Here is a 23,144-nt window from a genome sequence, read left to right on the forward strand (position 1 = left end):
GCCGTAATTATGAGCGAGGCTCAAGGGAAAGCGTTGTGAAAGGCGAAAGCGGGCCTGTTATCAGGCCCGCGCTGCGGGGATCAGCGGTGAGTTTCGTGCGGGAAGATCAGATTCAGTACGATAGCGGTGATCCCGCCTGCCGCAATGCCGGAGGAGAGTAGGGTTTTCAGCCATTGAGGGGCAAACTGTAGGATTTCCGGCTGCTGCGATACGCCCAGCCCCACGGCCAGCGACAGCGCCATGATCATGATGGCGCGGCGGTTGAGCGGCTCACGCGAGACGATACGCACCCCTGAGGCGGCGATGGTGCCAAACATCACGATGGTGGCGCCGCCGAGCACCGGCTCGGGAATATGCTGGACAAACCCGGCGACGGCGGGGAATAGGCCGAGCAGGACCAGCATCAGCGCGACCACGAAGCCGACCTTGCGGCTGGCGACGCCGGTCAGCTGGATCACGCCGTTATTCTGTCCGAAGCAGGAGTTGGGGAAGGTATTGAAGATCGCCGACAGCATAGAGTTGAGGCCGTTGGCCAACACGCCGCCCTTCAGGCGCTTCATGTACAGCGGCCCGGAGACCGGCTGCTCTGAGACATCCGAGGTCGCAGTGATATCCCCAATGGTCTCCAGCGAGGTCACCATAAACACCAGCATCAGCGGTATCAGTAGGTTCCAGTCTATCCCCAGGCCGTAGTACAGCGGGGTTGGTATCGTGACCAGCGGCGCCGTATTCGGCTGCGCGGCGGACGCCGGCAGCATGTCCATCAGCCAGGCTAGGCCGTAGCCGACGGCCATCGCGATCACCAGCGAGGCGACGCGCAGGTAGGGGTTGCGTTGGCGATTGAGCAGGATGATCACCAGCAGCACCGCCCCGGCCAGCAGCAGATTTCGCGGCGCGCCGAAGCTGTGATCGCCCATTGCGCTATAGCCACCGCCGATGGAGATCAGGCCGACCTGGATCAGCGACAGACCGATGATCATCACGACGATACCGGAGACCAGCGGGGTGATGATGCGGCGCGCCAGGTGCAGGAAGCGTGACAGGATAATCTCTGTGCAGGAGGCCAGCATCAGGGTGCCAAACAGCGTCGCCATCATGGTAGGAATATCGGCGCCGCCGTTCTTTAGCGCCATACCGCCCATGATCAGCGGCGTGACAAAGTTAAAGCTGGTGCCCTGAATCGACAGCAGACCGGAGCCGACGGGGCCCCAGGTTTTGATCTGGAGCAGGGAGGCTAGACCAGAGGCGAACAGCGACATGCTGATGATGTGCTGGGTATCCTGCGCCGGCAGGCCGAGCGCCTGACAGATCAACAGGGCCGGGGTGATGACGGCGACGAACATCGCCAACAGATGCTGGCAGGCGGCAAACAGGGTCTGCGCCAGCGGCGGGCAGTCATCCAGACGATAGATTAGTTCGCTGTGGGTCGTCGGGGGCGTAGTCGGTTGGGCCATCGGATCGAGGTCGGTCGTTTGAGTGGTCATGTGTGCGGGCATCCAGGATCAACAATGGGCGCATTTTAATGATCTGCGCCACAAAAGCAATCGTTTGCGTTGGGTGCGTGGCCACTTTTTTGTGGCTTTTATCCAGCAGAGTTTTTTCGATAAAAGCTTGCCGCATCACAACCTTTGTCATTAAATTGTCGGGTTACTGAGCTGCGAAAAAACGGTGAAATTATATAACTTTCTGAAATATAAAAACTATATGGAGTACCTGAATGTATCATTTGGATATTTATGGCACGTTGGTTGCCGCGACGCTGGTGCTGCTGTTGGGGCGCCAGATGGTGCAAAAAATACCTCTGTTGACCAAATACACCATTCCTGAACCCGTAGCCGGCGGGCTATTGGTTGCCCTGGCCCTGCTAATCCTGAAAAAAAGCATCGGTTTTGAAGTCGACTTCGACATGTCGTTGAAGGATCCGCTGATGCTGGCTTTTTTTGCAACCATTGGTCTGAATGCCAACCTGGCCAGCCTGCGCGCCGGGGGCAAGGCGCTGAGTATTTTCCTGTTTGTGGTGGTTGGGTTGTTGATCGTGCAGAACGCCATCGGTATCAGTATGGCGAAACTGATGGGGCTGGATCCGCTGATGGGGCTGCTGGCCGGTTCGATTACGCTGTCCGGCGGCCACGGTACCGGCGCCGCCTGGAGCAAGCTGTTTATTGAGCGCTACGGTTTCCAGAATGCGACCGAAGTGGCAATGGCCTGCGCAACCTTTGGGCTGGTGCTGGGCGGCCTGATCGGGGGCCCGGTCGCGCGCTACCTGGTGAAGCACTCTTCGACGCCGGACGGCACGCCGGATGACAATGCGGTGCCCAGCGCCTTTGAGAAGCCGCAGAGCGGGCGCATGATCACCTCGCTGGTGCTGATTGAGACCCTGGCGCTGATCGTTATCTGCCTGACGGTCGGTCAGCTGATCGCCGGGTGGCTGCGCGGCTCGGCGCTGGAGCTGCCGACCTTCGTCTGCGTGCTGTTTGTCGGGGTTATCTTAAGCAATACCCTGTCAAAAATCGGCTTTTATCAGGTGTTCGAACGCGCCGTCTCGGTATTGGGCAACGTCAGTCTGTCGCTGTTCTTGGCGATGGCGCTGATGAGCCTGAAGCTGTGGGAGCTGGCCTCGCTGGCGCTGCCGATGCTGGCGATCCTGGCGGTGCAGACGCTGGTGATGGCGCTGTACGCCATTTTCGTTACCTATCGGGTGATGGGAAAGAACTACGACGCGGCGGTGCTGGCGGCGGGGCACTGTGGCTTTGGGCTGGGCGCTACGCCGACGGCCATCGCCAATATGCAGGCCATCACCGAGCGCTTTGGTCCTTCCCACCTGGCGTTCTTGGTCGTGCCGATGGTCGGCGCCTTCTTTATCGATATTGCCAACGCCATCATTATTAAGCTGTATTTAATGCTGCCGCTGTTTGCACAGGCGATCGGCTAAGGCTGGTCGGCGCAGCTCAGGCGTTGGAGTAGCGGCTGCCGGCGGGTAGCCAGCGTTCGATCAGCGCGCGCGCGTGCTGTGGATAGGCGCTGTGCAGATGGCGAGCGATACGCTGGACTTCGGGTATTAGCGCCTGATCGCGCAGCAGATCGGCGACGCGGAATTCGGCGTTGCCGGTCTGGCGGGTGCCCAACAGCTCGCCGGGGCCGCGGATCTCCAGATCGCGCTGGGCAATAACAAAACCATCATTGCTGTCGCGCAGCACCTGCAGTCGCCGCTGCGCCGTCTGGCTCAGCGGCGCCTTGTACAGCAGAACGCAGTGGGAGGCGATCGCCCCACGCCCGACGCGTCCACGCAGCTGGTGCAGCTGCGCCAGCCCTAGACGCTCGGGGTTCTCAATGATCATCAGGCTGGCGTTGGGGACATCGACCCCGACCTCGATCACCGTGGTGGCCACCAGCAGATCGACCTCTCCCGCCTTGAACTGCGTCATGACCCGCTGTTTATCCGCCGCTTTCATTCGACCATGTACCAGCGCAATGCGTAGCTCGGGAAGCTGCTGCATCAGGGTCTCTGCCGTGGCTTCGGCCGCCTGAGCCTCCAGGAGATCGGACTCTTCAATCAGGGTGCAGACCCAGTAGGCCTGGCGCTTCTCCTCCAGGCAGGCGTGCCGTACCCGATCCAGGATCTGCTGACGCCGGGTATCGGCGATGGCCACGGTGGTGACCGGGGTTCGTCCCGGCGGTAGCTCATCGATGACCGAGGTATCCAGATCGGCATAGGCGGTCATCGCCAAGGTGCGCGGGATCGGGGTGGCGGTCATGATCAGCTGGTGCGGGTGAAATCCCTGCGCCTCGCCCTTCTCCCACAGGGCCAGCCGCTGATGAACCCCAAAGCGATGCTGCTCGTCGATGATCACCAGCGCCAGGCCGGCGAACTGCACCTGCTCCTGAAACAGGGCGTGCGTCCCGACCACCATGTCTACCTCGCCGGCGGCAATGGCCGCCATTTGCGTCTGGCGCGCCTTCCCCTTCTGTTTCCCGGCCAGCCAGCCAACGCTTAGGCCCAGCGGGGCGAACCACTGGCGGAAGTTGGCGGCATGCTGTTCGGCCAGCAGCTCGGTAGGCGCCATCAGCGCCACCTGGTGGCCATGGGCGATGGCGCGTAGCGCCGCCAGGGCGGCGACCAGGGTTTTACCGCAGCCGACGTCGCCCTGCACCAGGCGCATCATCGGCACGCTTTTGGCCATGTCCGCCTCTATATCGCCCAGCACCCGCCGCTGGGCCGTCGTCGGGGTAAAGGGCAGCGCCGCGAGAAAACGTTGTTTGAGATGGTCATCGGTTGCCAAGGCCAGCGCGCGATGGCGCTGGTTGCCGGCGCGTACCGCCAGCATGCTGAGGTGATGCGCCAGGAGTTCTTCCAGAATCAGGCGCCGCTGGGCGGGGTGTCGTCCCTGCGCCAGATCCTCTTGATGGATGTCCGGCGGTGGGCGGTGCAGGGTGCGCAGCGCATCGGGCAGGCTAAGGAGCCCTTGCTTTAGGGCGTCGGGCAGCAGCTCTGGGATAGGGGTGATATCGAGCAGCGCTAGCGCCTGATCGCTCAGCTTGCGCAGCGTGGCCTGACGTACGCCTTCGGTGGTCGGGTAGACCGGCGTCAGCGCCTCCTGCAGCGCCGGCGCGGCGTCGTCACCCTGCATGCGGTACTCGGGATGGATTATCTCTCCGCCGTGGTGGCCGCGCTTGATCTCGCCGTAGGCCAGCACCCGTTTACCCGGCGCGAGGCTATTTTTCATGGCGGCGCTGAAGTTGAAAAAGCGCAGGGTCAGCAGGCCGGAGCCATCGCTGATTTGACTGGTCAGCATGCGACGGCGCCCAAAGGCGACGTCGGTACGCAGTACTTCGCCCTCCACCGTCACCACCATGCCGGGCTGCAATTCACCGATACGGTACAGGCGAGTGCGGTCTTCGTAGCGCAGCGGCAGATGCAGCAGCAGATCCTGTATGGTAACCAGTCCGAGCTTGGCCAGCTTGCCCGCCTGGCTGGCGCCGACGCCGGAGAGCGACGTCAGCGGAACGGCATCGAGCAGGCGGCCTTGCATATCAGCTCCGGGCGGCCTGCATGGCGTCCCACCACGCCTGGGGCGCATCGATCTGCCCATCGTCGCCGATGTGCGGACGTGCCAAGCCCTTGCGGCGGGCGACGCTGGCCAAGACTGGATAGCCGCCTTCCCACAGCAGGCGCTGCTGCTCTTCTTCGCTCAGGGAGGGTTGGCTGCGACCATACATGCCGGCCTGCTGGCGCTGGCGCTGCGCCTCATACAGGATCAGCGCGCTGGCGACGGAGACATTGAGCGACTGCACCATGCCGACCATCGGAATGATGATATCGCGATCGGCCAGCTGCAGCGCTTCGGCGCTGATGCCACGCTTCTCCTGTCCCATCAGGATACAGGTCGGTCGGGTGTAGTCTATCTCGCGAAAATCAACGGCGGTTGCCGAGAGGTTGGTGGCCAGGATCTGCATGCCCTGACCTTTCAGCTCGCCGACGGCGGTGGCGATATCCCGGTGGGTTTTAACGTTGACCCAGCTGTTGCTGCCGGCGGCGGTGGAGACCAGGGTACGCATGCTTTTGCCCGGCCAGACGGCGTGGACCTGGTGGACGCCGACGGCGTCTGCGGTGCGGATCACGGCGGAGACGTTGTGCGGTTTGTGAACCTGCTCCATGCAGACCGTCAGATCCGGCTGGCGTGCCGCCATCATCTGACAGATCCGCGCATAGCGTTGTGGGGTCATGGCGGTTAGTTTCTGTTTCGGGTGACTTTAATGACATCCGGCATGATGCGAATTTTGCGCATGATATTGGCCAGATGCACGCGATCGCGGGTGGTCAGGCGAATATAGACGGAGTAGACGCGCCCGTCTTTCTCTTCGGTGTTCATGCTCTGAATGTTGGAGGCCGTCGCGTTGATCGCTGCCGTCAGGTTGGCCAGCGCCCCCTGGTGGTTGAACATATCAACCTTAATTTCGGCGATAAACTCTTGATCGATTTCCTTATCCCACTCCACCGGCATGAACTTTTCCGGCTCTTTCTGATAACCGCGGATGTTACGGCAGGACTCATGGTGAATCACCAGGCCCTTGCCGGGGCTGACGTGGGCGATGATCGGATCGCCAGGAATGGGGCGACAGCACTTGGCAAAGGTCAGCAGCACGCCATCGGCGCCCTTGATCGGCAGCTTACGGCCGCCCGGCGGCGTATCCTGTTCACCCAGCAGATTGCGCGCCACCACGACGCTCATCGCGTTGCCCAGCCCGATCTCCGCCAAGAGGTCGTCCAGCGACTGCAGCTTCATGCGCTCCAGCTCGCGCTGGATGTTGGGCGCAGGAATACTGGCCAGCTTGCGGCCGTTGCCCAGCGCATGGGTCAACAGGCGGCGCCCCAGGCTGACGGAGTCATCGCGCTTGAGGTTCTTCAGCATCTGGCGGATCTTGGCCCGCGCCTTAGAGCTGACCACAAAGTTCAGCCAGGCGGCGTTGGGTCTGGCGCCCGGCGCGGTGATCACTTCGATGGTTTGGCCGCTGCTCAGCGCCTGAGACAGCGGATAGGGCTGGCGATCGACGCGGGCGCCGACGCAGGCGTGGCCGATGTCGGTATGCACCGCATAGGCGAAGTCGACCGGCGTGGCGCCGGCCGGCAGCTCGACGATGCGCCCTTCGGGGGTAAACACGTAGATTTCGTCGGGGAACAGATCCGACTTCACGCTTTCGATGAATTCAAAGGAGTTTCCGGCGCTCTGCTGCAGCTCCAGCAGGCTCTGCATCCAGCGCTGAGCACGGATTTGGGCAGTGGTGCTCGACTCGCCTTCCTTATAAGCCCAGTGGGCGGCGACCCCCATCTCGGCCATCTGATCCATATCTTCGGTGCGTATCTGTACCTCGACCGGCACGCCGTGCGGTCCGATCAGCGAGGTGTGCAGCGACTGGTAGCCGTTAGCCTTGGGAATGGCGATGTAATCCTTCACCCGCCCCGGGCGCGGTTTGTACAGACTGTGCACCTGGCCGAGCACCCGATAACAGGTATCCACGTCCTTGACGATGACGCGAAAGGCGTAGATATCCATGATGGAGTGGAAGCGCTGCTCTTTGAGGTGCATCTTGCGGTAGATGGAGTAGAGGTGTTTCTCACGGCCGTTGACCTGGCAGGCCATGCCGGCCTCGGTCAGGCGCCCGTCGATCTCCGCCAGGATTTTTTGGATCATCTCCTTGCGGTTGCCGCGCGCGGCCTTCACCACCTCTTTGATCACCCGGTAACGATTGGGATACAGGGCCTCAAAGCCCAGCTCTTCCAGCTCGGTTTTCAGGTGATGAATACCCAGGCGGTGAGCCAGCGGGCTGTAGATCTCCAGGGTTTCACGCGCGATGCGGCGACGTTTGTCGGGACGCAGCGAACCCAGGGTACGCATATTGTGGGTGCGATCGGCCAGCTTGATCAGAATGACGCGGATGTCCTGCACCATCGCCATGATCATCTTACGGAAGTTTTCCGCCTGGGCCTCTTTTTTATCGCGAAACTTCAGCTTGTCGAGCTTGGATACCCCCTCCACCAGTTCGGCGACGCTCTTGCCGAACAGCTGTTCCATATCCTGGTAGGTAGCGGGGGTATCTTCGATGACGTCGTGTAACAGGGCGGCCATCAGCGTCTCATAGTCGAGACGCATTTCGGCCAGAATGCAGGCCACCGCGACCGGGTGGGTGATATAGGGCTCACCGCTGGAGCGCGTTTGTCCCTCGTGCGCATCGCGCGCGACCAGATAGGCCTGCTTCAGGCGTTTGATCTGCTCTTCCGGCAGGTATTTTTGAATCAGGAGATTCAGACTTTCAAACAGATACAAAGGCTGCCCTTGAGGTTAATTAACGACGACCTTCCGCAATGGCGGTTACCGCCTGCAGCTCGGCAGCTTCCTGCTCCTGCTGCTCCTGACGCTCACGCACGTCGAGGATCTGGTTGTTGATCAGACCTTCTTCGATTTCGCGCAGGGCGATAACCGTGGTCTTATCGTTCTCTTCCGGAACCAGCGGCTCTTTGCCGCCCGTCTGCATCTGGCGCGCGCGACGGGCTGCGACCAACACCAGGTCAAAACGGTTACCAATTTTCTCTACAGCGTCTTGAACAGTTACGCGTGCCATAAAAGTGCTACTCCACAGGTGAAGAAATGACTGGGCATGATACTGAAACTGGGCTCAGTCTGCCAATAATTTGCTGATTAAAGCATCATGACGCAGCTGCTGACGCTCGCGGCGCAGGCGTTCGGCGCGGATGATGGTGCGCAGATCCTGAAGCGCGACGTCGAAGTCGTCGTTGATGATGAGGTAGTCGTACTCGCTATAGTGCGACATTTCGCTGACCGCCTTGGCCATGCGCCCGGCGATGACGTCATCGCTGTCCTGCCCGCGACCGTGCAGACGGCGCGCCAGCTCCTCGCGCGACGGCGGCAGAATGAAGATGCTGCGGGCCTGCGGCATCTTGCTGCGCACCTGGCGGGCGCCCTGCCAGTCGATATCGAGGAAAACATCGATCCCCTGCGCCAGAACCTTTTCAATCGCCTGACGCGAGGTGCCATAGTAGTTGCCAAAGACTTCGGCGTGCTCCAGGAAATCATCGCGGGCGATCATTGCCTTGAACTCGTCCACAGAGACAAAGTAGTAATGCTCACCGTGCTGTTCGCCCGGACGGCTGGCGCGCGTGGTGTGCGAGACGGAAACCCGGGAGTCGTAGGTCGGCTGCGTTTTCAGCAGGGCCTGGATCAGGCTGGATTTGCCAGCGCCGCTCGGCGCGGAAACGATATAGAGCGTACCTTGTACCATGTGTATGTCTTATCAGCGTGTAAAAGAGCGAAATATAGCAATATATCCGCTCATTATACACGGCTCCGCCGCCGGTTGCAGCGCTCTCGTTGCGCCGACGCAGATTTCACGCCGCTCGGACTATTCGCGCTCCGGCTGTTTATAGTCGAAAACCGGCAGGCTCAGATGGAAGCGCAGCGCCAGCAGACGGGCGCTAAAGCCGGCCACCAGGGTGATGATCACCGTGAGATCCTGCGGTACCTGCAGGTATAGCAGTCCCAGATAGAGCCAAGCGGCGGCAAACGAGATCCCGGCGTACAGCTCTTTCTGAAAGACGAGGGGGATCTGATTGCAGAACAGATCGCGCAGAACGCCGCCGAACACCCCGGTGACGACGGCGGCGATGACCGCGACGATAGGGCCGTGCCCCATCTCCAGCGCGACCTGGGCGCCGATGATGGAAAAGACGATCAGGCCGACGGCGTCGAGCAGCAGAAACAGGCGACGCAGATGTGACATCAACGGCGCTACCCAGGTGGTCAGCACGGCGGCGCAGGCGACGATCACAATGTTTTCCGGGTGTTTGACCCAGCTCAGCGGGTAGTGCCCCAGCAGCATATCGCGTACCGAGCCGCCGCCGATGGCGGTGGCCGAAGCGATGATGATCACCCCGAAGGTGTCCATTTGGCGACGTCCCGCCGCCAGCGCGCCGGTCATCGCCTCTGCGGTAATGCCGACAATATAGAGAATGCTCAGTAACATAATGGGTATGCTCGTCCGTAAAGCCAGGGAAGAGGTCGAAAGTGGGCAGGATAGTCAGCCTGGGCGGGCTGCGCGACTGAGTTTTTCTAAGGTATGCTGTTTCGAATTACTTTTTCTAATGTATATATGCCTTATTTGTGGCTTTGATTGCGTATTTTATATTTGATATAGATTAGTTTTTTTAGTGGTTAACTGGCAAGGGAGAGCCACGCCGCCGGAGGTGGGCCGCGGCAGCGCGTTGGCCACAATAGAAAAAAAGCCATTTCAACAATGGCTTTTTAGCATGCTTCAGCGGGGCGGACGCATCGTCCGCCGGCCGCTTACTCGATGTTCTGGATCTGCTCGCGCATCTGCTCGATGAGCACCTTCAGCTCAATGGCAGAGGCGGTGATATCGGCGTTGATCGACTTGGACGCCAGGGTGTTCGACTCGCGGTTGAACTCCTGCATCATAAAGTCCAGGCGACGGCCGACGGCCTCTTTCTTCTTCAGGATGACGTAGGTTTCTTTCACGTGGGCATCCAGGCGATCCAGCTCTTCGGCCACGTCGATACGCTGAGCCATCAGCACCAGCTCCTGCTCCAGACGGTTGTTTTCCAACTGTACCTGGGCTTCCTCCAGCTTGCTGACCAGACGCTCGCGCTGCCACTGCAGGATTTCCGGCATCCGGCTGCGCACCTTGGCCACCTCCGCGGATACGGCCTCCAGACGCTGTTCGATCAGCTGCTTCAGGGCGCTGCCCTCACGCTCGCGCGCGTCGATAAAGTCGTCGATGGTGCCGTCCAGCGCGGCGAGCAGCTCGCTGCCGATGGCGTCCAGATCCTGCTCGGCGGCCGCCATCACACCGGGCCAGCGCAGGACGTCCAGCGGGTTGATTTCACCCTCGTCGCTCTGCAGTTTGACCCAGTTAGCGGCATCGACCAGCTGTTTAGCCAGGCTTTCGTTGAGGATCAGGGCGCTCTGGGCGCTCGGATCCAGTTCGAAGCGCAGGTTGCACTCGACCTTGCCACGGGTCAGGCGGGTGCGCAGGCGCTCACGGATCACCGGCTCCAGACTGCGGAACTGCTCCGGAAGACGGATATAGGTTTCCAGATAGCGCTGGTTTACTGAGCGCAGCTCCCAGGCTGCGCTGCCCCAGTTACCCTTGACTTCGCGTCGGGCGTAAGCGGTCATGCTACGGATCATAGTGCCTGCCTATTACTAAAACGGTGTGTGTTGTCGGGATTATAGCCCCGCGGCGTCCTGCGTGATAGGCATAAGCAGATGAAGGCCGTATAATGCGCAGCCGATTACTGAATTACCTGCGGAGATGAGCTTATGCGTCCTGAAGGCCGAGCTGCCGGACAGATCCGTCCACTGCGTTTGACCCGTCACTATACCAAGCATGCGGAAGGGTCCGTGCTGGTGGAGTTTGGCGATACCAAAGTGCTGTGTACCGCCAGCGTTGATGAAGGGGTGCCGCGCTTTTTAAAAGGCCAGGGACAGGGGTGGGTCACCGCAGAATACGGCATGCTGCCGCGTTCTACCCATAGCCGCATGGCGCGCGAGGCGGCCAAGGGCAAGCAGGGTGGCCGTACCATGGAGATCCAGCGGCTGATCGCTCGTTCGCTGCGGGCGGCGGTAGATCTGAAGAAGCTGGGCGAGTTTACCATCACCCTGGACTGCGATGTGATTCAGGCGGACGGTGGAACCCGTACGGCGTCGATCACCGGAGCCTGCGTGGCGTTGGCCGATGCGCTGGGCGCGCTGGTGGCCGCCGGTAAGCTGAAGGAGAGCCCGCTGAAGGGCATGGTGGCCGCCGTTTCGGTGGGGATCGTGGCCGGCGAGGCGGTGTGCGATCTGGAGTATGTGGAAGACTCCGCCGCGGAAACCGATATGAACGTGGTGATGATGGAGGACGGTCGGATGATCGAGGTGCAGGGCACCGCCGAAGGCGAACCGTTCAGCCATGAAGAGCTCTTGACGTTGCTGGCGCTGGCCAGAGACGGCATAGGACAGATTATCCAGGCGCAGAAGACGGCGCTGGAGCAGTGATTTTTAGGCGACTGAATAAGTCGCCTTTTTTTTGCCCGCGGGGTGGGCATCCGTCGCGTTAACAGACTTTGAAGGAGAAAAGTATGAAGGCCTATCAGCGCCGTTTTATTGAATTCGCACTCAGCAAGCAGGTGCTAAAGTTTGGTGAGTTTACGCTGAAGTCCGGGCGCACCAGCCCCTATTTCTTTAACGCCGGCCTGTTTAACACCGGGCGAGATCTGGCGCTGCTGGGGCGTTTCTATGCGGAGGCCCTGGTGGACAGCGGGATTGCGTTTGACGTGCTGTTCGGGCCAGCCTACAAAGGGATCCCGATTGCGACCACAACGGCGGTGGCCCTGGCTGAGCACCACGATCGGGATATGCCTTACTGCTTTAACCGTAAAGAGGCCAAGGATCACGGTGAAGGCGGCACGCTGGTAGGCAGTGCGCTGGCCGGGCGGGTGATGCTGGTGGACGATGTGATCACTGCCGGTACCGCGATTCGCGAGTCGATGTCGATTATCCAGGCCAACGGGGCGGCGCTGGCCGGCGTGCTGATCTCTCTTGATCGTCAGGAGCGCGGCCGCGGCGAACTGTCGGCGATCCAGGAGGTGGAGCGTGACTACGGCTGCCGGGTGATTTCAATCATCACCTTAGGCGATCTGATCCGCTATTTGGAAGAGCAGCCGGAGATGGCGCAGCACCTGGCGGCAGTAAAAGCGTATCGCGCCCAGTACGGGGTGTGAGTTGCCGATGGCCGCCGTCTGGCGGCCATCGTTGGGATCACTGCAGCTGGCAGGCCAGGAGCGGCCAGCGTGTCTCGAACTCCTGCGTGGGGCGGTAGCGGAACTCTGAGCGCACGAAGCGCGATAGCATACCCTCGCAAAACGCCAGAAGCTGGCTGGCCAGCAGCGTCTCGTCGTGGTCAAAGCCGCTGCCTTCGCGCAGTCGGCGCTCTTTTAATACCTGGCGCAGCTGGGCCTCAATGCGCTCGAACAGCTGGTTGATTCGCCCCTGTAGGCGATCCTGCTCAAACATCAGGGCATGGCCGGTCATAATCCGGGTTAACCCAGGATTGCGTTCGGCAAAACCCAAGATCAGCAGAAGAATAAGACGAAGCCGGTTGAAGGTGTCTTTTTCATCCTGCAGTATAAGATTGATGCGCGATGTCAGCGTGTCCTCGATAAACTCGATAAGACTGTCGAACATCCGCGTTTTACTGGGAAAATGGCGATAAAGTGCGGCTTCTGAAACGCCGACGTTCGCCGCCAGTTTTGCTGTCGTGATGCGTTGACTGCCGTCGCTGGACTCCAGCATCTGCGCCAGCGCCTGTAAAATCTCTTCGCGACGGTTCCTTTTCGTATTTTCTTTTTCTGCCATGCCTGACAAGACCCTTGCTAAACGGCGAAAACGGATTTCCCACAACAGACACCGCCGCACCAGGGTGCGACGGTGATTAGGCTTGGTAGCGTTGCGTGCGGCGGATTAGTGGCGGCCAGAGTGGCCAAAACCGCCGTCGCCGCGCGCGCTGTCCTCAAAGGATTCCACCAGATTAAAGTCGGCCTGCACCACCGGTACCAGTACCAGCTGCGCAATGCGCTCGCCCGGCTCAATGGTAAAGGGGGTCTGCCCACGGTTCCACACGGAAATCATCAGCTGCCCCTGGTAGTCGGAGTCGATCAGCCCGACCAGGTTACCCAGCACGATGCCGTGCTTGTGGCCCAGGCCGGAGCGCGGCAGGATCACCGCCGCCAGAGACGGATCGGCAATGTGAATAGCCAGTCCGGTGGGCAGCAGGGTGGTTTCACCCGGCGCGAGGACGACGGTGCTGTCCAGGCAGGCGCGCAGATCCAGGCCGGCGGAGCCGGGGGTGGCATAGGTCGGCAGCGGAAACTGTTGGCCGATGCGCGCGTCGAGGATTTTAACGTCGATTTTTTTCTTCATAATGTCTGACGATCTCATTGATTAAGGTGCAGCCCAGGCGGGATTTACTGCTGAGCGGCAACCGTTTGTCACCCTGGGGCCAAAAAAGATGTAAGGCATTGGTATCGCTATTAAAACCCTGCCCATCTTGTGAAACGTCGTTGGCGCAGATCAGGTCGAGCCCTTTACGCGCCAGCTTTTGTTTGGCGTATTCTTCCACATTCTGCGTTTCAGCGGCAAATCCTACCACAAACGGACGCGCTTCGGTCATGGCGGCGACGCCGGCGACGATATCCGGATTTTTCACCAGCGTCAGCGTCAGCGTATCGCCCTGCTGCTTTTTCATCTTCTCTGGCGCGATCTGCTGCGCGCGGTAGTCGGCGACGGCGGCGCAGGCGATGAAGATATCGCAATCACGCGCGCGCTGGGCAACGGCCGCCTGCATGTCCAGTGCGCTCTGCACATCGACACGCGCTACGCCTGGCGGGGTAGGCAGGGCGACCGGCCCACTGATCAGCGTCACCTGCGCGCCGCGGCGGGCGGCGGCTTCAGCGATGGCAAAGCCCATTTTACCGGAGCTGTGGTTGCTGATAAAACGCACCGGGTCCAGCGCTTCGCGCGTTGGGCCGGCGGTGATGATCAGCCGGTAGGCCGCCAAGTCCTGACTCTGGCTGAAGTGTTGCTCGGTAAGGCTGACCAGCGTCAGCGGATCCAGCATGCGCCCTGGGCCGACGTCACCGCAGGCCTGCTCTCCGCTGTCTGGGCCCCAGATCAGCGCCCCACGCCGCGCCAGGGTGGCCAGATTGTCCTGCGTGGCGGCGGCGCGGAACATCTGCTGATTCATCGCCGGCGCGATGGCGAGAGGGGCAGCGCTGGCCAGGCACAGGGTGGCCAGCAGATCGTCCGCCATGCCGGCGGCCAAGCGTGCCATCAGGTCCGCCGTTGCGGGGGCTAACAGTACCAGGTCGGCCCATTTTCCCAGCGCGATGTGTCCCATCGAGGCTTCGGCCGCCGGATCGAACAGATCGTCGGCAACCGGATGTCCAGAGACGGCCTGCAGCGTCAGGGGGGTGATAAAGGCCTGTGCCCCTTTGGTCATGACTACGCGCACCTCTGCGCCGCGCTCGCGCAGTCGACGTACGATTTCCGGGCACTTATAGGCGGCTATCCCGCCGCTGATGCCCAACAGGATGCGTTTGCCGCGAAGTACAGTCATGGTGTTGGTTCCGTTGAAAGCCCAAGGTTGGCAAGATTTTATCATAACCGGTTTCCTCTCGCCGACTCTGCAACAACCACGGAAAGCCTGCGTAAGGCCGCACAGTTTTTATCTGTGCTAGTTGGTGCTGTTTATTTATACAGTTAATTTATGCCCATCGGTAGTCTGGCGGATGGGGGAGGCGGGGCGATGGCGCAGGGTAAGGGCGAGGGCGGCTGGCCGCAGGGGGCGCTGCCGAGGGAAAAGCTACTCGCGCTGGGCGCGGCAGCGCTCAGCGATCGTGAGCTGCTGGCGCTGTTTCTGCGCACGGGGCTGCCGGGGGTACATGTGATACAGCTGGCGGAGCGGCTGCTGCAGCGCTTTGGGTCGCTACAGGGGGTGCTGCGGGCAGATGTCGATACCTTCTGCGCCAGCCAGGGGCTGGGCATCGCCAAGTTTGCCCAGCTTCAGGCGGTTATTGAGCTATCGCGACGGGTGCTACGGCACCGTATCGGTGAGGAAAGCGCGATTACCAGCCCCGATCTGACGGCGCTATACCTGCAGAATCTCTTCGTTTCACTGGAGCGCGAAATCTTTGTCGTGCTGTTTTTAGACAATCAACACCGTGTTATTCGATCTGAGCAGATGTTTTCAGGTACTATAAACTGCGTGGATGTATATCCACGAGAAATCGTCAGGGAAGCGCTTAAGCTGAATGCTGTGGCGTTAATCCTGGCGCACAATCACCCGTCGGGCAATCCCGAACCCAGTGTGGCGGACCGTTTGTTAACGGAGCGCGTGGCTAAGGCCTGCGCACTGGTGGATATTCAGGTTCTCGATCATATGGTCATCGGCCATGGTCAGCGGGTTTCCTTTGCTGAACGTGGGTGGATTTAATCATATTTTTCGCTATCCTGAGGGATCTTTAGCTGTTCGGGTCTTGAGCACATGCGCTCTAGAGCGTATACTACGCCACCTTTGAGAATCTAGGTTGTGGCGTTAAGAGCCTATCTCAGCAGGTTTCGACCTGACTCAGAGTCTACTCGGCGGAGTTTGCCGGGATGGGCTCTAAAGCCTGACGAGGCGGCCACATCCTATACGAAGCTCGAGCTGATTTGATTTTTGGAGAATAGACATGTCCCGAGTCTGCCAAGTTACTGGCAAGCGTCCGGTGACCGGTAACAACCGTTCCCATGCGCTGAATGCGACCAAACGCCGTTTTCTGCCTAACCTGCACTCACACCGTTTTTGGGTTGAAGGTGAGAAGCGCTTTGTAACTCTGCGTGTATCTGCTAAAGGTATGCGTGTTATTGATAAGAAGGGTATCGAAGCGGTTCTGGCCGATCTGCGTGCCCGTGGTGAGAAGTATTAAGGAGCTGAATCATGGCTAAAGGTATTCGCGAGAAGATCAAGCTGGTTTCCTCTGCTGGTACTGGTCACTACTACACCACTACCAAGAATAAACGTACCAAACCGGAAAAATTGGAACTGAAAAAGTTCGATCCGGTGGTACGCCAGCATGTGATCTACAAAGAAGCTAAAATTAAATAATTTTAGTGGAATTGGAAAAACCCGGCTCTGCCGGGTTTTTTTTTGTCCATTCGCCCCTATCTATAGCCTAGGCTGTTTTTTCAGAGAGGGGTTATGCCTGAATTACCGGAAGTAGAAACCAGCCGGCGCGGTATTGCGCCGTTTTTGGAGGGGAAAACGCTCTCCCATCTGACGGTGCGCCAGCCGCGCCTGCGCTGGCCGGTTTCCGAAACGCTGCTGACGCTGCGCGATCGGCCGATACTGAGCGTGCAGCGGCGTGCCAAGTATCTGCTGCTGGCGTTGCCTGAGGGGTGGATCGTCATCCATCTTGGCATGTCGGGTAGCGTCAGGATCCTGCCGGCACAGACGCCGCCGCAGAAGCACGATCACGTCGATCTGCTGCTGACGGATGGCATGATGCTGCGCTATACCGATCCGCGCCGCTTTGGCGCTTGGCTGTGGTATGACGATCTGGCGACGGCCAGCGTACTGGCGCATCTGGGGCCGGAGCCGCTCAGCGAGGCGTTCAGCGCAGAGTACCTGCTGGAGAGGGCGCGCGGTCGGCGTACGGCGGTGAAGCCGTGGCTGATGGATAACACGCTGGTGGTCGGCGTCGGTAACATCTATGCCAGCGAGTCGCTGTTCAGTGCACAGATCCATCCGGATCGTCTGGCGGGATCGCTGAGCGCAGATGAAGCGAGCCTGCTGGTGCAGACGATCAAGGCGGTGCTGCAGCGATCCATCGATCAAGGCGGGACGACGCTGCGCGATTTTTTACAGGCGGACGGTAAGCCGGGCTACTTTGCGCAGCAGCTACAGGTCTACGGGCGGGCGGGGGAGGCGTGTCTGACCTGCGGCACGACCATCAAGAGTAGCAAGCATGGGCAGCGCACCACGTTTTACTGCCCACACTGCCAGCGTTAAGCGTTGCGCAGACGAGCCATAAGCGCCCGGGCTACCGGCTCGGGTAGAAATGCGTCGACATCGCCGCCGTGGCGCGCGACCTCCTTCACCAGCGAGGAGGAGATAAAGGACCAGGCCTCTGCCGGCATCAGGAATACGCTTTCCAGCGTCGGCATGAGGTGGCGATTCATATTGGCCAGCTGCAGTTCATATTCAAAGTCAGAGACGGCGCGCAGCCCCCGCACTAAGATATTGGCCCGCTGGCGCTGCGCAAAGTGCGCCATCAGCTCGCAGAAGCCCTGTACCTCAACGTTAGCCAGATGGGTGGTCACCTCACGCGCCATGGCGACGCGCTCCTCTAGGGTGAAAAGCGGCCGTTTGCCAGGGCTGGCGGCGATGGCCAGGATCACGCGGTCGAACATATGCGCGGCGCGCGTCACAATGTCCAGATGTCCATTGGTCAGCGGGTCGAATGTACCCGGATAAATCGCTGTGCGGCTCATAAAGGCGTTTTTTCCGTATAGCCATGCTGCAGTGCCCACAGCTCGGCATATTTGTTAAATGTGTACTGTGCGTTGACGACGGCCAGCAGCCATCCCTGTTTCCCGTCCAACACGCCGCCGCGCAGCAGCAGAGTTTTTAGCAGGGCGCCGACGGTATGGCTGAATATTCCCAGCATGGATGTCTTTTTACCGCGGGCGTGGCGCTCATGCGCCCAGGCCGTGGCATAGCACAGCTGTTTTTGCTGGAATCCGGCAAAATCACGGCAGGTCAGGTGTAGCAGATCGCCCTGCAGCGGCGTGACGGACGCGCCGCGACACGCCAGAGACTCGTGGACCGGGCTGGTGTCATAGCCGTAGCGCTGACGCGGGTAGAGGCGGATCACCCGGTCTGGATACCAGCCGCTGTGACGCATAAAGCGCCCCAAGAATAGATTGCGGCGGGCGATGCTGTATACCCGCTCGGTGACCGGCTGCGTGAGCACTTGGGCGATGGCCTCTTTCAGCGCCGGAGTGACGCGCTCATCGCTGTCGATCATCAGAATATAGTCACCGCTGGCATACTGCTGCGCCCGCTGGCGCTGGATGCCGAATCCTTGCCAGTCGCGGTTTTCATAGACCTTGGCGCCGGCGGCCTGGGCGATACGCTGCGTCTCATCGCTGCTGCCGGAGTCCAGGACGATGATTTCATCGGCCCATGCCACGGAGGCCAGACACTCCGGCAGGAGGTCGGCTGCATTCTTGCAAATCAGGACGACGGAGAGGCGCGGTGGCATGGTCAGTGACTCCGTAGTGGCAGGTAGGGTAATAGCAGCTGCAGCAGACGCTGGAGAGCACCCTGATTCTGATGCAGTACCTCGACGGCGTGGCGGCCATACCATAGGCGGTAGTCCTCATCGGTCAGGAGGGTCGAGACCTCGTTGACCAGCGCATCGCCGTCCGCCACGCTGATCAAGCCGTCGGCCTGATGCAGCTTGGCACAAATGTCCTTGAAGTTAAAGGTATGGGGACCCATCAGCACCGGGATGGCGTGTGCGGCCGGCTCTAAAGGGTTATGTCCGCCGCGCTCGATCAGGCTGCCGCCGACAAAGGCCAGATCGGCGATCCCATACAGCAGCATCAGCTCGCCCATGCTATCGCCGATCACCACCTGGGTCTGCGGCGTCGGGATTTCACCGCCGCTGCGCATCAGGTAGGTGAACCCCTCTTTTTGCGTCAGCAGCTCGGTTTCTTTAAAGCGTTCGGGGTGGCGGGGAACCAGGATCAGCAGCAGGTCGGGAAACTGGGCCAGCAGGCGACGGTGAGCCTGCAGAATGATGGCCTCCTCGCCTTGGTGGGTGCTGGCGGCGATCCACACCTTCCGGTGGGGAGCCCACTGGCGGCGCAGCGTGACGGCGCGGGCGGCCAGCTCTGGCGTGACCGAGATATCAAATTTAATGCTACCGGTGACGGCCAGCTGGCTACGCTTGAGCCCCAGCGCGATGAAGCGTTCACCATCCTCTTGGTTTTGCGCGGCGATCAGGGTGACTTTACGCAGCAGACGGCGCATAAATCCGCCCAGTTTGCCGTAGCCTTTGGCTGAGCGAGCAGAGAGGCGCGCATTGGCGATCACCAGCGGGATCTGGCGCTGATGCAGAGCAGAAATCATGTTGGGCCACAGTTCGGTCTCCATCACGATCACCAGTTTGGGGCGCACCGTGTTCAGAAAGCGCCGCATGGCGCCGGGGAGATCGTACGGTAGATAGACGTGATGCACATCGTTACCAAAGGCCGACATGACTCGCTCTGAGCCGGTCGGCGTCATGGTGGTTACCGTGATGGGCAGCGTTGGATAGCGGTGGCGCAGCGCCCGCACCAGCGGAACCGCAGCCAGCGTTTCGCCGACGGATACCGAGTGCAGCAGAATTCCACCCGGCGCAACCTTATTACGGCAGAATCCATAGCGTTCTCCCCAGCGTTTGCGGTAGGCGGGGGCTTTGCGGCTACGCAGCAGCAGTCTGAGCCAGATCAGGGGCTGAATAATATAAAGCAGTACGGTATATAACGATTCCAAGCTTGTATCCGTTATTTTTAGTATCGGCGGGCAAATTCTAAGCATTTCACAGCGCTAATGCCATTATTTTACCGATTTTCCCAGAATTTACATATTAATGCGGCCAGTGAGAATGCATGCCGCATTACGATCGCGAGGTGATACGGGTAGCGCTAGCTACCCGCGTCGGGCTATCAGGCTTTTCCGAGCTGGCGATAGCGCGTGCAAACGGCGGCGACGCCATATTGCTGCAGCTGTGTATCGTCGATAGCGGGGGGATGGCGATAAATATCCTGCAGGGTCTGTGCCAGAGAGGCTGCATCTGGGCGGCACAGGCCGCGCGCCAGATCGCCCGTCATGATTTCGGCTGGCCCACCGGGACAGCGCGTGCTAACCACGGCGGTACCCAGCGTAAGCGCCTCGACCAGTACATTGCCAAAGCCCTCACTGTCGGAGCTGACGACCAGGAGCCTGGCATGACGGATCCAGGGGTAGGGATTGGCTTGAAACCCGGCAAAATGTACCCGCTCCGCCACGTTAAGGGTTTTGGCCAATGCTCGCAGCGTGTGCTCCTGTTCTGGGCTGCCCTGCCCCAGTAGCACCAACGGTGCGCTAAGCCCGCTTTGCGCATAGGCCTCAAGCAGACGATCGTGCCGCTTGGCCGGATGGAAGCGCCCGACGTGGATCAGGTAGTCTTGCCCCTCCAGCGGACAGGGGGCATCGGCCGCGCGGCGAATAGCTTCGAGATCAAAGGGATTGGGAATGGTCTGTAGCTGCGCCGGCGTAACGTTGAACTGCTGGCAGAGATCCTCCCCCACGGCGTGAGAGACGGCGACGATTTGACGGCCCTGATAGATACGGCGGATCTTTTCACGCTTCAGCCAGCGGCTGAAGCCATGGCGATGTCCCAGATAGGAGGTGGAGAAGACGCCGTGCAGACAGAACCAGAGGTTATGGTCTCGCAGCAGGTGACTGCGGGCGACGATGCGATCGGTCTTGTGCAGGTTGGAGAGGACCAGATCATAGCGCCCCTTCTGCTCCGCGCTGGCGATCGCCTCATCCAGCTGACGGGCCCGGCGCGACAGCTCACTCAGCTTGCGCCAAGGGGCGCGGCAGGTATCGCGGATGACGCGGTAGTCAAGGCCGTCAGGCAACGGGTAATGGCAGACATCGCGCAGGGAGAACAGGGAGACGCTGTCACCCTGGGCCAAAAAATACTGTGCCAGCGTCAATACGACCTTTTCGGCCCCCCCGCCCGGGAGACCGTCGATAATCATTAAAATTCGCATAGTTTACTTCACCAGTTGTCGGTACAGCCCAATAAGCTGCGCGGAAAGGCGCTCGGCGGTGCATTCCATAATACGCTCCCGGGCTAACTTGCCTGCGTGAGAGCCCAGCGCCTGAGCGGGTAGCGCCATGGCCGCATCGCGTAGCGCGGCAATATCCAGCGCATCGCAAACGTAGCCGTTATCGCCGCTGCGGATAAACTCGGCACCGCCGCAGCCTGTGCTGGTGATCACCGGCAGACCGCAGGCCATCGCCTCTAGAATCACGTTAGGGAAGGGATCGTACAGCGTTGGCAGCAGCAGCCCGTCGGCCATTTGGTAAAACGGCAGCGTTTCCGGCTGCACTCCCAGAAAGCGCACGCGCTGAGCGCAGCCCAGCGTATTTGCCAGCGCGCGGTAGCGGGCTTCTTCTTTATCTTTACCGACAACTAACAGGTAGCGCTCCGTGGGGGCGATCGCCTCTATCGCGGCCCGTAGCCCCTTGCGCTCAAAGCCTGAACCGACATAGATCAGGCAGGAGGCGCTCTGCGGTATTTGCCAGCGACGACGCAGTGCGGCGCGCTGCGCCTCATCCGGAGGCAGGAAGCGGTGGTGATCGATGGCATTGTAGATGACGTGGATTTTGCTTTCCGGCACGCCAAAGTCTGCGATGATCTCCTGTTTAATCATGTCCGCGTTACAGATAACGGCGCGCAGCTCAGGCGCCTGATACATGGCCTGCTCTGCGTTCATGACATAGCGATGATAGCGATCGTGCCACAGCATGCGGGCTTTCCAGCCGGGAAGGATCCGCGCGCGCTGCGTCAGCCAGCGCTGATGTACGCCGTCGCCGGCGCGATAGAGATCGCAGCCGGGGATACGCTCGTGGCTCTGTACGAGATCGAAGCGCTGTTGCTGCCAAAGCGTGCGGGCCGCATGGGCAAAGCCACGCTCGCGGCTGATGCGCCCCCATTTCCAGGGATTACACAGGTGGATATGCCAGGCTGGTTTGACGGGGCCCTGCCACTGACGCGTGATAACGTTCAGCTCAATGTCATGGCTGTCCAGCGCCTCCAGCGCCCGTGAGACAAAGCGCTCTGCGCCGCCGTCGGGGCGGTATTTTTGCCGGACTAATGCCAATCTGAATTGGGTCATTCAAGTAACCTCTTTGCCGCCGCGATCACTGCGCTGCTGGGGATTAAATCGAGGTAACGCTCCGCTGTTTGGGTATCGATAGCATCCGGATCGGGGAGGGTGCCAAAATCGCCGGCCCAGATAACATCGCCGCGGGCCTGCCATGGGCGCCAAAAGACGAGCTTTGAGGGGCCAAACAATGCGACAAGCGGCGTCTGTAGCGCAGCGGCCATATGCATGGGAACGGAGTCTACGCCGATAAATAGGCGGGCATGATCAATAATGGCCGCCAGCTGGCGCAGCGTTAGCTGTCCTGCCAAGCTGGTCACCAGCGCCGTTGGACACCCCTGCATAATGGCATCGATCATCGCTCGTTCTCGAGCATCCGGCCCGGAGGTGAGCAAAATAGGGTAGCCCGCCTGAGAGAGAGCATTAATGACCTCGCTCATGCGCGCCTCTTGCCAGCACTTAAAGAACCAGCGAGAGGTCGGCTGAATGACAACGTATCCCGCCTGCCATGCCGTAGGAATGAGCGCGCTTGCGCTTTGCCAATCCTGCTCGCTATATCCCATGGTGACGCGGCTATCGTCATCGGCGAGCCCGAGCGGCGCCAGAATCGAGAGGTTTTGCTCTACGGTATGCTGCTTTCCGTGCTCTGCCGTACTGGCGAGATGTGTATGGCTGGTTCGCCAGAGCGGGTGACGGCGCTTGGTAAAGTCAAACCCGATACGCACCGGTGCGGCGCTCAGCGCCGTGACGATGGCGCTGCGCCACTGATCGGCGAGGTTGACGACCAGATCGTATCGCTGCGCGCGCAGCGTACGCAGCAGGCGCCACTCTTGGCTTAGCTGATGGCGCACGCCCTGTTTTTTCCACTGACGATCAATGCAATAGAGCTGATGGATATCCTGATTAGCCGACAACATATCCCGGGTTTCTGCATACAACAGAACGTCTATCTGCGCCGAGGGATAGTGCCGTTTCAGCGTGCTGATAACCGGCGTGACCAAGAGCATATCGCCGTGGTGGCGTAGCTTGATCACCAAAATACGCTGCGGAGAAAACGCGGCGGGGAGCGTCGAATTGGATACCATTCTTTTGCCTTTGACTGCG

The 23,144-nt window shown here is 60.3% G+C and carries 24 protein-coding genes; 7 read left to right on the forward strand and 17 right to left on the reverse strand.

Translation table 11 applies throughout. From position 1 onward, the window contains the following. Nucleotides 1-80: 80 nt before the first annotated feature. Entirely contained in the window at nucleotides 81-1,484 is a 1,404-nt protein-coding gene (locus BRD58_RS00570) for a nucleobase:cation symporter-2 family protein (protein ID WP_012846908.1), read from the reverse strand. 233 nt (nucleotides 1,485-1,717) lie between these two features. On the opposite strand from BRD58_RS00570, the gene gltS reads away from it, so the two are divergent. Beyond that, nucleotides 1,718-2,932 carry a sodium/glutamate symporter gene (gltS, locus tag BRD58_RS00575; protein WP_012846909.1) on the forward strand — a complete coding sequence of 405 codons (1,215 nt, stop codon included), beginning with the start codon at nucleotides 1,718-1,720 and terminating at the stop codon, nucleotides 2,930-2,932. A 16-nt stretch (nucleotides 2,933-2,948) separates the two neighbouring features. Here the strand turns inward: gltS and recG are convergent, their stop codons facing one another. The 7 genes from recG to BRD58_RS00610 form a co-directional block, all read right to left on the reverse strand. After that, complete coding sequence (gene recG, locus BRD58_RS00580) at nucleotides 2,949-5,030, reverse strand: ATP-dependent DNA helicase RecG (protein ID WP_012846910.1); 2,082 nt, start codon at nucleotides 5,028-5,030, stop codon at nucleotides 2,949-2,951. A 1-nt stretch (nucleotide 5,031) separates the two neighbouring features. Further along, entirely contained in the window at nucleotides 5,032-5,724 is a 693-nt protein-coding gene (gene trmH, locus BRD58_RS00585; protein WP_015460653.1) for a tRNA (guanosine(18)-2'-O)-methyltransferase TrmH, read from the reverse strand. A 5-nt stretch (nucleotides 5,725-5,729) separates the two neighbouring features. Continuing rightward, a complete protein-coding gene (gene spoT / locus BRD58_RS00590; protein ID WP_012846912.1) occupies nucleotides 5,730-7,823 on the reverse strand; it encodes a bifunctional GTP diphosphokinase/guanosine-3',5'-bis pyrophosphate 3'-pyrophosphohydrolase in 2,094 nt (697 codons plus the stop codon). 19 nt (nucleotides 7,824-7,842) lie between these two features. Next, nucleotides 7,843-8,118: a DNA-directed RNA polymerase subunit omega gene (rpoZ, locus tag BRD58_RS00595; protein WP_005291030.1), complete on the reverse strand. Its 276-nt coding sequence runs from the start codon at nucleotides 8,116-8,118 to the stop codon at nucleotides 7,843-7,845. A gap of 54 nt (nucleotides 8,119-8,172) precedes the next feature. Further along, a complete protein-coding gene (gene gmk, locus BRD58_RS00600; protein WP_012846913.1) occupies nucleotides 8,173-8,796 on the reverse strand; it encodes a guanylate kinase in 624 nt (207 codons plus the stop codon). 120 nt (nucleotides 8,797-8,916) lie between these two features. Next, nucleotides 8,917-9,537, reverse strand: coding sequence for a trimeric intracellular cation channel family protein (locus BRD58_RS00605; protein WP_012846914.1), 621 nt, complete (start codon nucleotides 9,535-9,537; stop codon nucleotides 8,917-8,919). A 320-nt stretch (nucleotides 9,538-9,857) separates the two neighbouring features. Next, nucleotides 9,858-10,721, reverse strand: coding sequence for a YicC/YloC family endoribonuclease (locus BRD58_RS00610; RefSeq protein WP_012846942.1), 864 nt, complete (start codon nucleotides 10,719-10,721; stop codon nucleotides 9,858-9,860). A gap of 132 nt (nucleotides 10,722-10,853) precedes the next feature. On the opposite strand from BRD58_RS00610, the gene rph reads away from it, so the two are divergent. After that, on the forward strand, nucleotides 10,854-11,570 hold the full coding sequence (rph, locus tag BRD58_RS00615) for a ribonuclease PH (protein ID WP_015460655.1): 717 nt from the start codon (nucleotides 10,854-10,856) through the stop codon (nucleotides 11,568-11,570). A gap of 83 nt (nucleotides 11,571-11,653) precedes the next feature. After that, entirely contained in the window at nucleotides 11,654-12,295 is a 642-nt protein-coding gene (pyrE, locus tag BRD58_RS00620) for an orotate phosphoribosyltransferase (protein WP_069577981.1), read from the forward strand. A 37-nt stretch (nucleotides 12,296-12,332) separates the two neighbouring features. On the opposite strand, the gene slmA is transcribed toward pyrE, so the two are convergent. The 3 genes from slmA to coaBC form a co-directional block, all read right to left on the reverse strand. Beyond that, complete coding sequence (slmA, locus tag BRD58_RS00625; RefSeq protein WP_012846945.1) at nucleotides 12,333-12,929, reverse strand: nucleoid occlusion factor SlmA; 597 nt, start codon at nucleotides 12,927-12,929, stop codon at nucleotides 12,333-12,335. A gap of 105 nt (nucleotides 12,930-13,034) precedes the next feature. Beyond that, nucleotides 13,035-13,493, reverse strand: a complete 459-nt coding sequence (gene dut / locus BRD58_RS00630) for a dUTP diphosphatase (RefSeq protein ID WP_073381377.1) — start codon at nucleotides 13,491-13,493, stop codon at nucleotides 13,035-13,037. Further along, nucleotides 13,471-14,688, reverse strand: a complete 1,218-nt coding sequence (coaBC, locus tag BRD58_RS00635; protein WP_034168739.1) for a bifunctional phosphopantothenoylcysteine decarboxylase/phosphopantothenate--cysteine ligase CoaBC — start codon at nucleotides 14,686-14,688, stop codon at nucleotides 13,471-13,473. Before coaBC ends, dut begins: the two co-directional genes overlap by 23 nt. A 189-nt stretch (nucleotides 14,689-14,877) precedes the next feature. Between coaBC and radC the strand changes: the two genes are divergently transcribed. From radC to mutM, 4 genes are all read left to right on the forward strand, one after another. Then, on the forward strand, nucleotides 14,878-15,564 hold the full coding sequence (gene radC, locus BRD58_RS00640; RefSeq protein WP_012846948.1) for a RadC family protein: 687 nt from the start codon (nucleotides 14,878-14,880) through the stop codon (nucleotides 15,562-15,564). 238 nt (nucleotides 15,565-15,802) lie between these two features. After that, on the forward strand, nucleotides 15,803-16,039 hold the full coding sequence (gene rpmB / locus BRD58_RS00645) for a 50S ribosomal protein L28 (protein ID WP_015460658.1): 237 nt from the start codon (nucleotides 15,803-15,805) through the stop codon (nucleotides 16,037-16,039). An 11-nt stretch (nucleotides 16,040-16,050) separates the two neighbouring features. Next, entirely contained in the window at nucleotides 16,051-16,218 is a 168-nt protein-coding gene (gene rpmG / locus BRD58_RS00650; protein ID WP_005290066.1) for a 50S ribosomal protein L33, read from the forward strand. A gap of 93 nt (nucleotides 16,219-16,311) precedes the next feature. Continuing rightward, the gene (gene mutM / locus BRD58_RS00655) at nucleotides 16,312-17,121 is read left to right on the forward strand and encodes a bifunctional DNA-formamidopyrimidine glycosylase/DNA-(apurinic or apyrimidinic site) lyase (RefSeq protein ID WP_012846950.1); all 810 of its coding nucleotides are present in this window, start codon (nucleotides 16,312-16,314) and stop codon (nucleotides 17,119-17,121) included. Here the strand turns inward: mutM and coaD are convergent. The 6 genes from coaD to rfaQ all read right to left on the reverse strand — a co-directional run bounded on the left by coaD (nucleotide 17,118) and on the right by rfaQ (nucleotide 23,125). Next, nucleotides 17,118-17,603: a pantetheine-phosphate adenylyltransferase gene (coaD, locus tag BRD58_RS00660; RefSeq protein ID WP_073381379.1), complete on the reverse strand. Its 486-nt coding sequence runs from the start codon at nucleotides 17,601-17,603 to the stop codon at nucleotides 17,118-17,120. The two genes, mutM and coaD, sit on opposite strands and share 4 nt — an antisense overlap. After that, a complete protein-coding gene (locus BRD58_RS00665) occupies nucleotides 17,600-18,376 on the reverse strand; it encodes a glycosyltransferase family 2 protein (RefSeq protein ID WP_015460660.1) in 777 nt (258 codons plus the stop codon). Before BRD58_RS00665 ends, coaD begins: the two co-directional genes overlap by 4 nt. Nucleotides 18,377-18,378: 2 nt before the next feature. Further along, nucleotides 18,379-19,653: a lipid IV(A) 3-deoxy-D-manno-octulosonic acid transferase gene (gene waaA, locus BRD58_RS00670; protein WP_012846953.1), complete on the reverse strand. Its 1,275-nt coding sequence runs from the start codon at nucleotides 19,651-19,653 to the stop codon at nucleotides 18,379-18,381. 173 nt (nucleotides 19,654-19,826) lie between these two features. After that, nucleotides 19,827-20,921, reverse strand: a complete 1,095-nt coding sequence (locus BRD58_RS00675; protein WP_012846954.1) for a glycosyltransferase — start codon at nucleotides 20,919-20,921, stop codon at nucleotides 19,827-19,829. A 3-nt stretch (nucleotides 20,922-20,924) separates the two neighbouring features. Further along, entirely contained in the window at nucleotides 20,925-22,052 is a 1,128-nt protein-coding gene (locus BRD58_RS00680; RefSeq protein WP_015460661.1) for a glycosyltransferase family 4 protein, read from the reverse strand. Continuing rightward, nucleotides 22,049-23,125, reverse strand: a complete 1,077-nt coding sequence (gene rfaQ, locus BRD58_RS00685) for a putative lipopolysaccharide heptosyltransferase III (protein ID WP_015460662.1) — start codon at nucleotides 23,123-23,125, stop codon at nucleotides 22,049-22,051. The genes BRD58_RS00680 and rfaQ overlap by 4 nt, the downstream gene beginning before the upstream one ends. Nucleotides 23,126-23,144 lie beyond the last annotated feature (19 nt).

It is taken from the genome of Edwardsiella piscicida, from assembly GCF_001896205.1.
GTDB lineage: Bacteria > Pseudomonadota > Gammaproteobacteria > Enterobacterales > Enterobacteriaceae > Edwardsiella > Edwardsiella piscicida.

Coding starts and splice junctions, on each gene's coding strand:
- BRD58_RS00570 (WP_012846908.1), bottom strand. CDS start 1,484: ATGACCACTCAAACGACCGACCTCGATCCGATGGCCCAACCGACTACG.
- gltS (WP_012846909.1), top strand. CDS start 1,718: ATGTATCATTTGGATATTTATGGCACGTTGGTTGCCGCGACGCTGGTG.
- recG (WP_012846910.1), bottom strand. CDS start 5,030: ATGCAAGGCCGCCTGCTCGATGCCGTTCCGCTGACGTCGCTCTCCGGC.
- trmH (WP_015460653.1), bottom strand. CDS start 5,724: ATGACCCCACAACGCTATGCGCGGATCTGTCAGATGATGGCGGCACGC.
- rpoZ (WP_005291030.1), bottom strand. CDS start 8,118: ATGGCACGCGTAACTGTTCAAGACGCTGTAGAGAAAATTGGTAACCGT.
- gmk (WP_012846913.1), bottom strand. CDS start 8,796: ATGGTACAAGGTACGCTCTATATCGTTTCCGCGCCGAGCGGCGCTGGC.
- BRD58_RS00605 (WP_012846914.1), bottom strand. CDS start 9,537: ATGTTACTGAGCATTCTCTATATTGTCGGCATTACCGCAGAGGCGATG.
- BRD58_RS00610 (WP_012846942.1), bottom strand. CDS start 10,721: ATGATCCGTAGCATGACCGCTTACGCCCGACGCGAAGTCAAGGGTAAC.
- rph (WP_015460655.1), top strand. CDS start 10,854: ATGCGTCCTGAAGGCCGAGCTGCCGGACAGATCCGTCCACTGCGTTTG.
- pyrE (WP_069577981.1), top strand. CDS start 11,654: ATGAAGGCCTATCAGCGCCGTTTTATTGAATTCGCACTCAGCAAGCAG.
- slmA (WP_012846945.1), bottom strand. CDS start 12,929: ATGGCAGAAAAAGAAAATACGAAAAGGAACCGTCGCGAAGAGATTTTA.
- dut (WP_073381377.1), bottom strand. CDS start 13,493: ATGAAGAAAAAAATCGACGTTAAAATCCTCGACGCGCGCATCGGCCAA.
- coaBC (WP_034168739.1), bottom strand. CDS start 14,688: ATGACTGTACTTCGCGGCAAACGCATCCTGTTGGGCATCAGCGGCGGG.
- radC (WP_012846948.1), top strand. CDS start 14,878: ATGGCGCAGGGTAAGGGCGAGGGCGGCTGGCCGCAGGGGGCGCTGCCG.
- rpmB (WP_015460658.1), top strand. CDS start 15,803: ATGTCCCGAGTCTGCCAAGTTACTGGCAAGCGTCCGGTGACCGGTAAC.
- rpmG (WP_005290066.1), top strand. CDS start 16,051: ATGGCTAAAGGTATTCGCGAGAAGATCAAGCTGGTTTCCTCTGCTGGT.
- mutM (WP_012846950.1), top strand. CDS start 16,312: ATGCCTGAATTACCGGAAGTAGAAACCAGCCGGCGCGGTATTGCGCCG.
- coaD (WP_073381379.1), bottom strand. CDS start 17,603: ATGAGCCGCACAGCGATTTATCCGGGTACATTCGACCCGCTGACCAAT.
- BRD58_RS00665 (WP_015460660.1), bottom strand. CDS start 18,376: ATGCCACCGCGCCTCTCCGTCGTCCTGATTTGCAAGAATGCAGCCGAC.
- BRD58_RS00675 (WP_012846954.1), bottom strand. CDS start 20,921: ATGCGAATTTTAATGATTATCGACGGTCTCCCGGGCGGGGGGGCCGAA.
- BRD58_RS00680 (WP_015460661.1), bottom strand. CDS start 22,052: ATGACCCAATTCAGATTGGCATTAGTCCGGCAAAAATACCGCCCCGAC.
- rfaQ (WP_015460662.1), bottom strand. CDS start 23,125: ATGGTATCCAATTCGACGCTCCCCGCCGCGTTTTCTCCGCAGCGTATT.